This is a genomic window from Erwinia sp. BNK-24-b, assembly GCF_047456155.1.
Lineage (GTDB): Bacteria > Pseudomonadota > Gammaproteobacteria > Enterobacterales > Enterobacteriaceae > Erwinia > Erwinia phyllosphaerae.
Genome location: NZ_CP179901.1, coordinates 1,659,396 through 1,671,375 on the forward strand (window position 1 = coordinate 1,659,396; position 11,980 = coordinate 1,671,375).

The following is an 11,980-nucleotide window of genomic DNA, read 5'->3' on the forward strand; positions in this document are numbered from 1 at the left end:
GTATCAGCATCTTTAACACAACCCTAACTTATCCGAGGTCGTTATGAGTGAAATTGAAAACAACGCTGTGACTTACTCTGTTGTGATGAACCACGAAGAGCAGTACTCCATCTGGCCTACGTATCGCGACGTCCCGGCCGGCTGGCAGCAGGTTGGCGAACCCGCCAGCGAGCAGGAGTGCCTGGCCCACATTGAGAAAGTCTGGACAGACATGCGCCCACTGAGCTTACGCAAAGCCATGGATGATAATCGTTAAATTTGGGATGCAGGCGGGAGAGTGAACATGAACATGTACAGGCTACTTTCTGAACGACCGCAGGGCGCGCCCCGGCTGTCAATGTTACTGGCGGCACAATCGCTGGCCGGGCTGGCCGGTGCGGGACTGGTTGCAATTCTTACACAGGCAGCGCATGCCGTTGAACAGCAGGGGAAAGCGCTCTCTCTGGTCGCGCTGACTGCCTTAACGTTGTTCATGTTCCTTTTCAGCCAGCGTTACGCTATGCGCTGTACGGCCCTGCGCGTGGAGCGTTCTATCCACAGCGTGCGCGTGCGCGTGGTGGATAAGCTGACCAGGATTGATTTGCAGACCTACGAGCAAATTGGCGAAAAGAACCTGATGGCGTGCGTGGAAAAAGACATTAAAACCATGTCCAACGCCTGCACGGCCATTATCGCTTCCGGCCAGTCGGTGATGCTGTTTGTCTGCGCGGCGGCTTATCTGGCCTGGCTTTCGCTACCGGCATTTCTTCTCACCGCAGGCGTTATCGTCTTTGGCGTCGCGCTGAATTTTATCCGCATGCGGGCCATTTTCAACGCTACGGAACAGGCGCTGCAGTCGGAAAACAGCCTGTCAGGGTTAACCAGCCACATTATCAGAGGATTCAAGGAACTTAAGCTTCATCAGAAACGCCGCCGGGAAGTCTATGAGGAACTGGTGGACGCATCCGATCAAACCGCCAGCCTGAACCAAAAGGCGTTCGGCCTGGCGACCGACCACATGATTATGCTGCAGTCGATTCTCTATATCCTGATTGGCCTGGTGATCTTCGTGCTGCCCCTGGCCGGGCAGATGCAGACGCTTTTACAGGTTCAGGTCATTGCGGTGATCCTCTTTCTGAACGGCCCGCTGAGCCAGTTTATCGGCATTTTACCGATGTACGCTCAGGCCAACGCGGCAGCAAAAAGCATTGGCGAGCTGGAGCAGCGGCTGGATGCCGCCGCCAACCGGGATCCCGATTTGCCCGACGTCGTCACCGAGCCAATGCGCAGTATTGAGCTGAGAGATGTTCGTTTTGCCTACGAGGCGAACGAAGGGCCAGCTTTTGAAATCTCTCCTCTTAATTTATTGATTTTTCAGGGTGAGGTGATTTTTGTTACCGGCGGCAACGGTTCCGGGAAATCGACTTTCCTGAAATTGCTGACCGGCCTGCGCTTTGCCAGCCACGGCGACGTGCTGCTGAACGGCGAGCGGGTCAACAAGCCGGAAAAAGTGGCGGGCTATCGCGGGTTATTCTCGGCGATATTCGCTGACTATCACCTGTTTACTAAGCTCTACGGCACGGAAGTCCCGCACCGTTCACTGATAACCGAGCAGCTTGGCAGGCTCGCCCTTGACGGTAAGGTGCGCCTGGACGGCCGCATTTTCACGCCGCTGAATCTCTCCACCGGCCAGCGTAAGCGACTCGCTCACCTGGTCACCTTGCTTGAAGATCGGCAGATCTACATCTTCGATGAGTGGGCCGCCGATCAGGATCCCCATTTCCGCAGCTGGTTCTACCGTGAAGAGCTGCCCAGGCTGAAAGCGCTGGGCAAGACCATTATCGCCGTTACCCACGATGAACAGTACTTCGAACATGCCGACCGCTGGTTCCATTTTGAGGAAGGCCGTTGCGAAGAACGTTTTTTTAAGTCAGCCGTACCCGTGCGCCTTTTTCCCGAACATGCCTGATGAATGTTGGCCCCCAAGGAGTAGCCCGATGAGTGTTAGTGGTAATCTGGACCAGAACGCCGGTTTTGACGAAGACCTTGATCTCCTTGATGCGTTGTTAGCTGACGATCTGCTGGAGCAGCAACCGGCCATCGCCGCCCGGGCGGCGAACCAAGGGCCGCTATCCTTCCAGCAGGAGCGCCTGTGGTTTCTCAGCGAATTAGATCCTGACGCCGCCGCCTATACGATTTTCAACGCCTTCCGCCTGCACGGCCAGCTTAACGAACAGGCGCTGTGCGCGGCGCTGGAAACGCTGGTTGAGCGCCACGAAGCCTTGCGCACCGCAATTGACAGCCAGAGCGGCAAGGCAGAACAGCGCATTATGCCGGGCTATATGCCGGTGCAAAAAAGCATTGATTTGACCGATTCCACAGAGGAAAGCGCGGACGAGGCGCTGCATAAGCTGCTGCTGCGTGAAGCGGCGCGTCCCTTTGTGCTCGCCGACGGCAAACCTTTCCGCGCCGTGCTGGCAAAGCTGGGGCCGGACGAGCACGCGCTGATGCTCAGCCTGCACCACATCATCAGCGATGCGTGGTCAATGACCGTGCTGATGAGCGAGCTGGCCGTGCTGTATCACGCTTATGCCCGCGGTGAGCGGCCGCTGCTGCCTCACCAGCCGGTACGCTATCTCGACTATGCTCTCTGGCAACGAGAAAGCGGCGTTGCCAGAGAGCGTGAAAACAAAGAGATGAATTACTGGCTCGCTGAGCTGCAAGGCCTGCCGTTGCTGGAATTGCCTTGCGATCTTCCGCGCCCGCAGAAACAGACATTTAACGGCGCAACAATCAGTTTTCAGCTGCCTGCTGCCACTACGCGAGCCTTGCAAACGCTGGCCCATAGCGAGCGCTCTACGCTGTTCAGTTTAATGATGGCCGCGCTGCACGTGCTGATGGGACGCCACGCGCGGCAGGCTGATATCGCCATCGGCACCTCGATTGCGGGTCGCGATAATCCGGAGCTGGAAGGGCTGGTTGGCTTCTTTGCCAATATGGTGGTTATCAGGGCCAGGCTGGAAAGCGATCCGAGCTTCCGCGAGCTGCTGCGTACCACTACCGGCAAAGTTCACGCTGCGATGGATCACGGTACGCTGGCTTACGATCGGCTGGTGGAAGGGATGAAAATCGCCCGCGATCCCAGCCGCAATCCGCTGTTCCAGGTCGCCATGACCATGCTGAACCTGCCCGCCACGCGCATGTCGTTGGGCACCCTCGAAGCCGAAAGGCTGCTCAGCCAGGAAGCCGCCCGTTTCGATCTGGAGCTGTTTTTAAGCGAGTCGGAGGGGACGCTGTCCGGCACCTTTGTTTATAACACCGATCTGTTTCTGCCAGCCTCGGTTAACCGCCTGACGGAGCAGTGGCTAATCCTGTTAGCCGATATCGCCGTTTCGCCAGACAAGCCGGTATCGCGGCTGGCGCTGGTAAAAGAGCAGGCGCCTCTGCTGTCACTTCCTCTTCAGGCTGAGCCACTGCCGTTCAGGCCGCTACACGAGCTGATTTTGCAGCACGCCGAAAAGTATCCCGAGAGGCGAGCGCTGCGGTTGGGCGAAGAGAGTCTCTCCTATGGCGAGCTGGCCGCGCAGGCACGCCGTATCGCCCACGTTTTGCTGAACGCCGGGATAAAAGCGGAAGTGCCGGTAGGGCTGTGGTTTGAACCGGGCTTTGACATGATCGCCGCGATGCTGGGGACGTGGCTGGCCGGTGGCGGTTATCTGCCCGTCGATATTCACTCTCCCGCCGAGCGTATCGCCACCATCCTGGAAGACAGCCAGGTAAAATTTATTCTGTCCGATACGGCCAGCGCGGTCACGCTGCCAGCCTTTGCCGGTACGCTGCTTTGCATTGATGAAACTGATGAGCCGCCAGCCGGTGAACTGCCGCAGGTCAGCGCCGACCAGCTTGCCTACATTATCTATACCTCTGGCTCCACGGGACGGCCCAAGGGCGTGGAGATCACCCACGCTAACGTGGCGAGACTGTTCACCGCCTGCGACAGCCTTTTCGAGTTTGACCGCAACGACGTCTGGACCTTTTTCCACTCTTACGCCTTTGATTTCTCGGTATGGGAAATCTGGGGCGCGCTGGTTCACGGCGCTTCTTTGCTGATCGTCCCGCCCATCGTGGCGCGAACGACCGACAGCTTCTACGACCTGCTGTGCGACAAGAAAGTCACCGTACTGAGCCAGACGCCGTCCGCTTTTCGCCAGCTGATGGCGGCCGAAGAGGCCAACCCGCGCGAGGGCGATCTGGCTTTGCGCTACGTCGTTTTTGGCGGCGAGGCGCTGGATATCGCCAGCCTCGCTTCCTGGATGGACAGGCACGGCGACGAAGAGCCCCGCCTGGTCAATATGTATGGCATCACTGAAATCACCGTACACGCCACGTTCCGCCTGATTAACTGGCGGGATTTAGCGCGCGCGTCCAGCAGCGTCATCGGCGCGCCGCTGCCGGATTTATGTCTTCGCCTTCTCGATCCGCATGGCGAACCCGTCCCGCAAGGCATGGTCGGCGAGATTTTTGTCGGCGGCGCGGGCGTAGCGCGGGGCTATCGTCATCAGCCAGAGCTGACCGCCGCGCGCTTTCAGCGTGATGCCAGCGGCATGCCTTTTTACCGCAGCGGCGACCTGGCGCGCATTAACGCCTGGGGCGAAATGGAATACCGTGGGCGAGCCGACTCCCAGATCAAACTGCGCGGCTATCGCATCGAAACCGGCGAGATCGAGAATACCTTACGGCGTCATCCCGCCATTGACGATGCCGTGGTGGTGGTCAGAGGGCAGCAGGAAACCGCACGGCTGGTGGCCTACGTGCGTAAGCGCCAGACCTGTCTGCCGGAAAGCGGCGCGTCTGCCGAGGACTGGCGGCCAAGCTTCGATATGATCTATGCGGCAGAGGTTGAGGATGACGAGCTGGACGTGGTCGGCTGGAACGACTCCTACGATAACAAGCCGCTGCCGCTGGAAGAGATGCGTCTGTGGCGGGATGAAATTCTGCAACGGCTGCGCGCGCTGGCACCGACCCGCATTCTGGAAATGGGCACCGGTTCAGGCATGCTGCTGCTGCCGCTGGCTCAGCAGGTGGAACGCTATCAGGGACTGGACTTTTCCGCCGAGGCCGTTGCCCGACTCTCCAGAAAGGTGGCGCAGCGTGGCTTGACGCACGTGCAGCTGGAGCAGCGCGAAGCCCGCGATCTGGCCGGGCTGGCCGAGGATTTTGACCTGGTGATCCTCAACTCCGTCGCGCAGTACTTCCCCGATGCCCGCTACTTTATTGACGTGATGGAACAGGCGATGGATCGGCTGCAGACCGACGGTCGCCTGTTTGTTGGCGACCTGCGCCATCTGGGCCTGCTGCGGCATTTTCATGCCAGCCGCCTGGCGCATCGTCGGCCAGCCGGTGCTGACCGGGCCAGCCTGCTGGCGCAGCTGGCAAAAATGGTGGAGGAGGAGAAAGAGCTGCTGGTCGATCCCGACTTTTTCTTCCACTGGGCGGCGCAACGCAACGACATCGCGCGTATCGACGTGTTACCGAAGGTCAGCGGCGGTGCGAACGAGCTTACCACCTATCGTTACGATGTCGTGCTTGTCAAAGGCGAACCGCAAACCTCCGCGCCTGCTGCACGTATGGAAGCCGCAAGCGTTGAAGCGGCGTGGCGAGGAGAGCCTGCGTTAATCTGCAATATTCCTAACTCACGGCTGGCCGCTGTCGAAGCGTTTCTGGGCTGGCTGGCTGGCGATGCCGCAGCTGCGCCAGGCGCGCAGGAGTGGGACGCCTGGTCCGACACCCAATCCGGCTCCGATCCCGCTGCGCTGGTTGACATCTGGCAGGCACGTGCGGGCGCGGCGAAGCTGTGCTGGGCCAGTCAGGGCCAGCCGGGGCAGTTCGATCTGGCCGTGGCGGCCAGCAATGCAGCGCTGCCTGCTTTTACGCCTGCCGTCAGTCGTGATACGGAGCTTACCCGCTTCTTCAACGTTCCCGTCCAGCTGAGAGAGGGAGACGCGCTGGCAACGACGCTGCGTAGTTACCTTTCCGCTTATCTTCCTGACTATATGCTGCCGGCGGTGTACGTGCCGCTGGACGTTTTCCCGCTGACCATAAACGGCAAGCTCGACTTTGCCGCGCTGCCGGAAGCGGGCCAGGAAATAAAAGAAGCCGCCGCAGAACAGGATCAGCAGTTAAGCGAGACCGAACGCAAGGTGGCAGACGTCTGGGCCGAGGTACTCCAGCTGGCCCGGCCAGCGCTGCACGCCAACTTCTTTGAAACGGGCGGCCACTCGCTGCTGGCAACGCAGGTGATTTCGCGCCTTAACGCGGCGTTTGCGGTGAAGCTGCCGTTAAGAAGCCTGTTCGATCGGCCGACCATCGCCGGGCTGGCGGCCTTACTGGATGATTTGCAGAAGAAAACCGCCTCTGCTCTGCCGCAGCCCGCCGCCATCAGGCCGGTGCCGCGCGAAGGCCTGCTGCCGTTAGCCTATACCCAGCAACGGTTCTGGTTTATGGAGCAGATAGATCAGGGGCCTGTCGGCTCGCATAACATTTCACTGGCGCTGAGGCTGCGCGGGCAGCTAGCGCCTGCCGCGCTGCGTACGGCTATCCAGGCTATCGTGACGCGTCACGAGGCGCTGCGCACCCTGTTTATTCAACATGATGGCGAGCCTGCGCAGCTGATAAGAGCAGAGTGGACGCCAGCGATTGAGGAAGCGGATTTCAGCCATCTTCCCCGCGACGAGGCCGAAACGGCGCTGAGAACATTGCTGTCCGTGCAGGCCAATACGCGCTTCAGCCTTGATGTCGCACCGCCTTTGCGCCTGAACCTGGTGCGGATGGGAGAGCAGGAGCACGTGCTGCAACTTACCCTGCATCACGCTATCTGCGACGGCTGGTCGCTGGGCGTGATGGTGCGCGAATTCAGCGAATGCTATTCCGCCTGCCTGGCCGGACGATCGCCACAGCTGGCGACGCTGCCCGTGCAGCTGGCTGACTTTGCCGTCTGGCAGCGGTCGGAGATGGCGGGCGCGCGTTTGCAGTCTATCCTGCAGCAGTGGAAACAGCGTTTGCAGGGCGTGCCTTACGGTCTGGCACTGCCTTTTGAAAGAGCGCCGCACGCCGACACGCCACAGATGGGCAAAATCATCTATTTCAATTTCGATGCGCTTCAGCTGGGTCAGCTGAAACGCTTTGCTGAAACAAACGGCGCAACCCTGTTTATGGCGCTGGCGGCAGGATACGCCGCGCTGTTGGGGCGCTACAGCGGCGTGGATGATGTGGTCATCGGCACGCCAATCGCCCAGCGTCAGCAGAAGGAGCTGGAAGGCATTGTCGGCTGCTTCCTGAATACGCTTGCGCTGCGTATTCAGGGCGAGGGCGGATTAAGCGGGCAGGCGCTGCTGGCGCACGTGCGTGAACGCGTGCTGGAAGCTTACGAATGGCAGGATGCACCGTTTGACGCGGTCGTCAGCGAGCTTAGCCCGGAACGCTCACGCGATAGCCATGCGCTGTTCCAGACCATGCTGACTCTGCAAAATATGCCGCTGGGCAACTTCACGCTGCCGGGGCTGGAGGTTGAACCTCTTCAGGGCCAGGAAGGCGTGGCGGGCTTCGATCTCAGCCTGACCTTTATTGAAACGGCTGACGCCAGCGGCCAGGCCGGTTTGCAGGGCATGCTCGAATACGATGCGAATAAGTTTTTATATGCGTCGGTAGAGCACTTCGCCACCCAGCTGAAAACGCTGCTGCTGGCGATGGCGGCAAAACCAGAGATGCCGGTCAACAGGCTGGATCTGCTGGCAGCGGACGAGCGCCAGTGGCTGCTGGAAACGCTAAACGCTACCCGCCAGCAGATCCCGCAGCTGTGCCTGCATGAACTTATCGCTCAGCAGGCCTCGCGTACGCCGGACAGCATCGCCATTCGTGATGCCGCTGGCGAGATCAGCTATGCAGAGCTGGAGGCGCGAGCTAACGCGTTAGCCTGCGCTCTGCACGATCGGGGCGTCGGGCCTGACACTATCGTGGGGCTCTGTACCGAGCGCGATCGCGGGATGGTTATCGGGCTGCTGGGAATTATGAAGGCCGGTGCCGCCTATCTGCCGCTGGATCCGGCTTATCCGACCGAGCGTCTTGATTTGATCCTGGCCGATGCCCGGCCGCCGGTGCTGGTCACCCAGACCGCGCTGACGTCGACCACCTCTTTTAGCGGGCCGAAAATTCTGCTGGAAGAACTGGGCCAGGCCAGCCGCTGTCCGGCCAGCGGCGCGACGCTCGCGAACCTTGCCTATATCATCTACACCTCTGGTTCTACGGGCGTGCCGAAAGGAGTAATGATTACCCATGGCGCTATCGTTAACTACCTGAGCTGGGCGCTGGATAACTATATGCCAGGCAGCGAGGGCAGCGTATTGATGACGCCTTCCTACGCCTTCGACGGCAGTATGACCACGCTGTTTACGCCGCTGTTAAGCGGACGCTGTATGCAGCTGATGCTGCGCGATGATGTGCTTTCCCGCATCAGAAACTCTTTGCTGGAGAGCAAAGAGCCGCTGGCGCTGATTGACTGCGGCCCGGCACAGCTGGAGGTGTTGCAGCACGTGCTGCAACCTGAACAGCTGGCCGCCAGCCAGGTCGACGCCATCGTGATCGGCGGCGAGGCGCTGCATGCTGCTACCGTAGAACAGTGGCGTCGCCACGCGCCTGCCACCCGCCTGTACAATGAATATGGCCCAACCGAAGCGACGGTAGGCTGCTGTAATTATCACATTACCGCCGACACCCCCTGGTTTGGCGCGGTGCCGATTGGTCGCGGTATCTGGAACGTCAGGATTTACGTGCTGGATGACTATCTTCAGCCGTTGCCCGTGGGAATGCCTGGCGATCTCTACGTGGCGGGTGAAGGTCTGGCGCGTGGCTATGCAGGGAAACCGGCGTTAACCGCGCAAAGTTTTATTCCGGATCCGTTCTCGGCAGGCGGGCGTCTCTACCGTACGGGCGATCGCGCCTGCTGGGGAACAGGCGGCGTTATCCACTATCTGGGCCGCAGCGATAACCAGGTTAAATTCCGCGGCTTCCGCATTGAACCTGGCGAGATTGAGGAAAAAATCCGTCTCTATCCGGGCGTGTCTGAAGCGGCGGTGAAGGTGCATACGGACGGGCAGGGCGTAAGCCGTCTGGTGGCCTGGCTGGCGGCCGAAAACCACGACGGTCTGGATGCCTGGCTGCGCGAAAGTCTGCCTGGCTTTATGGTGCCTTCGCACTATGTGCTGCTGCCGACGCTGCCCATCTCCGTGAGCGGCAAAGTGGATCGTAACGCTTTGCCGTCGCCTGCGATTATCCACCAGCCTCAGGCATCAGGCGAAAGCCGAGCGCTGAACGCCACCGAACAGCGGCTGGCGGCAATCTGGCAGGAAGTGGTCGGCCATCCGGTCAGCGATCCGCAGGCCAACTTCTTTGAAGCGGGGGGCGATTCACTGCGGGCGGTGAAGCTGATTTTCCTGATTGAGCGCGAGTTTAAACGCGTATTGCCGCTGGCGAGCCTTTTCGGGCTGCACACGCTGGAGGCGCAGGCGGCAGCGCTAACCTCTGACAGCAACGCGGCCACCGACGCGCTGGTGCCGATCCACGTACGTGAAAATGCGCCCAGCGTGGTGCTGGTGCATGATATCTCCGGCCAGATACTTTCCTATCGTTCACTGGCCGAAGAGCTTACCACGTTTGGCGTCTACGCTATCCAGGCGCTGGCCGAGCAGCACACCCGTGCGCCTTCGGTTACCGAGATGGCAGAGCTGTATGCTCGCGCCATTGTGGAAGCCAGACTCCCCGGCCCGCTGATCCTGGTTGGTCACTCCTTTGGTGCGCAGGTGGCTACCGAGCTGTCGCGCAAGCTGACCACCTTGGGCAAAACGCCGCTGCTGCTGGCGATTCTTGACGGCATAGCGGAGCCGGACAGGGAGTCTTTGCAACAGCTTCCCCGCGACGATCTGGATCTGATGGATTACATGATCCGCACCATTGAGCTTTCTATGGATAAACGCATCGATGTGGATGCCGCTCGCCTGCGCGCGCTGCCTGAAGGTGAACGTGAAAGCTGGATTACCGCCAGCATCACCGAGGCGGGCGTCGTTCCTGAACACACCTCACCGGAGCATGTTATGCAGCTGTTTACCATTTACAAAAACAACCTGGAGAGCCTGCACGGCTATCAGCCAGGCCGGGTAGCGTGTCCGGTGACGTTATGGGCCACCGACGCGCTCGCGCAACAGGGAGACGCAGGCTGGGAAAAATATGCCGATCGGGTCACTGTCTACCAGGCCAGCGGCGATCACGTCGGCATGCTTAAGCCCCCGCACGTACAGGAACTGGCCGCAAGCCTGACTAAAGCCATCAACGACGAGATGCGATAATGAGTATTCCACGTATAGTTCATCAGATTTGGTATCAGGGTGAAGACCAGGTTCCGGAGAAATACCGGCGTTACCGCAAAACCTGGCAACAGCATCATCCGGACTGGCAGTGCCTGCTGTGGGATGCACACTCCCTGCGTGAACACGTGGCCAGCCACTGGCCGCAGTTCTTGCCGGTTTACGACGCTTATCCGCAGGACGTGCAGCGGATGGACAGCGCCCGCTACTGCCTGCTGGCCACGCTGGGCGGCCTGTATGCCGACCTGGACATCGAATGTTTGCGGCCTGTCGATGAGCTGCTGACCGGCCATGAACTTATCCTTTCCGAAACCGTGGGCTACAACATCGCCTTTATCGCCAGCGCCGCCGCCCATCCCCTGTGGGAAACGGTATTGCATCACTTAACCCACAAAATCAGCGCCGATTTGAGCGACGTACCTTCCTTTATGCGGGAAAACGTGGCGATGCAAATCGCGGTGGTCTCCGGGCCGCGTTTCTTCACGCTGTGCGTAGAGGAAAGCGGCGTGCTGGCCTTGCCGGGAACGCTGGCCTGCCCTGGCGAATATTTTGAGGGCACCGCCACGCCGGGTTATGTCCACGATAAGCAACAGGACTGGATCCCCTACGGGCGGCACGACATGGATTTGAACTGGATGTCGCCTTCGGCCCGGCTGCTTTCCAGGCTGGCGCGCGGCTTCTCAACGGTAGTCAGCGGCATGCGCGCGCTCGTCAGACAGTAAGTACGGTCAATAAAACAGGGCAGGGCCAGCCGCTGCCCGTAAAGCCGTGATAACTATGTGTGCCAGCGGCGTGGCGGTGAAACAGCCGCGCCGCTTTTAGAGAGAAAAGGAGAGAGTTTCTGATGCGACTGATTTGTTTCCCTTATGCAGGCGGCAGTATGGCAATTTTTCGTGGGCTGGCGCAGTTGCTGCCTGATATCGAGGTACATACTCCCGAACTACCCGGACGCGGTTCGCGGATGAACGAAGCGGCGCACGCCTCGATAGAAGAGCTGGCCGGGCGCATGATCGCGGAGCTACGTCCTCATTTTGCCAGCCCGTTTGCGCTGTTTGGCCACAGTATGGGCGCCGCGCTGTCATTTGAAATCGTTAGTCAGCTGTCTTTGGCCGAGCGCGCCAACCTGCGCCATCTGTTTGTTAGCGCCTGTCCCGCGCCCGGTTTTGCGGCTAATCGACGCAGATCTCTACAGGGGCTTAACGATGCTGACTTTATTGAAGAGCTGCGTCTTCTTGGCGGCACGCCGTCGGAAATCCTGGAAAATGCAGAGCTGATGGCGCTGCTGCTTCCCATGCTGCGGGCCGATTTTACCGCCGTTGAAAACCATCGGGCGAAATCTGACACCGTTCTGGACGCCAGCGTTACCGCTTTAGCAGGCGACAGGGATGAAAGGGTCACTGCCGAAGCCGTTTTTGGATGGCGGCAGGCGACGCGCGGCAGCTTTGAATCGCATCTGTTACGGGGCGACCATTTTTTCCTTAAGCCACAGTTTCCCGCTATCGCTAATATCATCAATTTGCGACTGGCAGCGTAGCTATAGCAGGGCGCTTCAGGATAGCCCTGGTTTGCAAGCCCTGATTCACTCT

General features: G+C 59.8%; 5 protein-coding genes. All 5 read left to right on the top strand.

All coding sequences use genetic code 11. The features are described 5' to 3' along the window. Nucleotides 1-43 precede the first annotated feature (43 nt). The 5 genes from ACMGGR_RS07390 (at nt 44) to ACMGGR_RS07410 (ending at nt 11,928) form a co-directional block, all read left to right on the top strand. A complete protein-coding gene (locus ACMGGR_RS07390) occupies nt 44-256 on the top strand; it encodes an MbtH family protein (protein ID WP_246757681.1) in 213 nt (70 codons plus the stop codon). Between the two features lie 27 nt (nt 257-283). Then, nucleotides 284-1,948 carry a cyclic peptide export ABC transporter gene (locus ACMGGR_RS07395; protein WP_246757680.1) on the top strand — a complete coding sequence of 555 codons (1,665 nt, stop codon included), beginning with the start codon at nt 284-286 and terminating at the stop codon, nt 1,946-1,948. Between the two features lie 28 nt (nt 1,949-1,976). After that, nucleotides 1,977-10,376, top strand: a complete 8,400-nt coding sequence (locus tag ACMGGR_RS07400) for an amino acid adenylation domain-containing protein (protein ID WP_414148538.1) — start codon at nt 1,977-1,979, stop codon at nt 10,374-10,376. Next, complete coding sequence (locus ACMGGR_RS07405) at nt 10,376-11,116, top strand: glycosyltransferase family 32 protein (protein ID WP_414148539.1); 741 nt, start codon at nt 10,376-10,378, stop codon at nt 11,114-11,116. The genes ACMGGR_RS07400 and ACMGGR_RS07405 overlap by 1 nt, the downstream gene beginning before the upstream one ends. Before the next feature lie 122 nt (nt 11,117-11,238). Beyond that, nucleotides 11,239-11,928, top strand: a complete 690-nt coding sequence (locus ACMGGR_RS07410; RefSeq protein ID WP_414148540.1) for a thioesterase II family protein — start codon at nt 11,239-11,241, stop codon at nt 11,926-11,928. Nucleotides 11,929-11,980 lie beyond the last annotated feature (52 nt).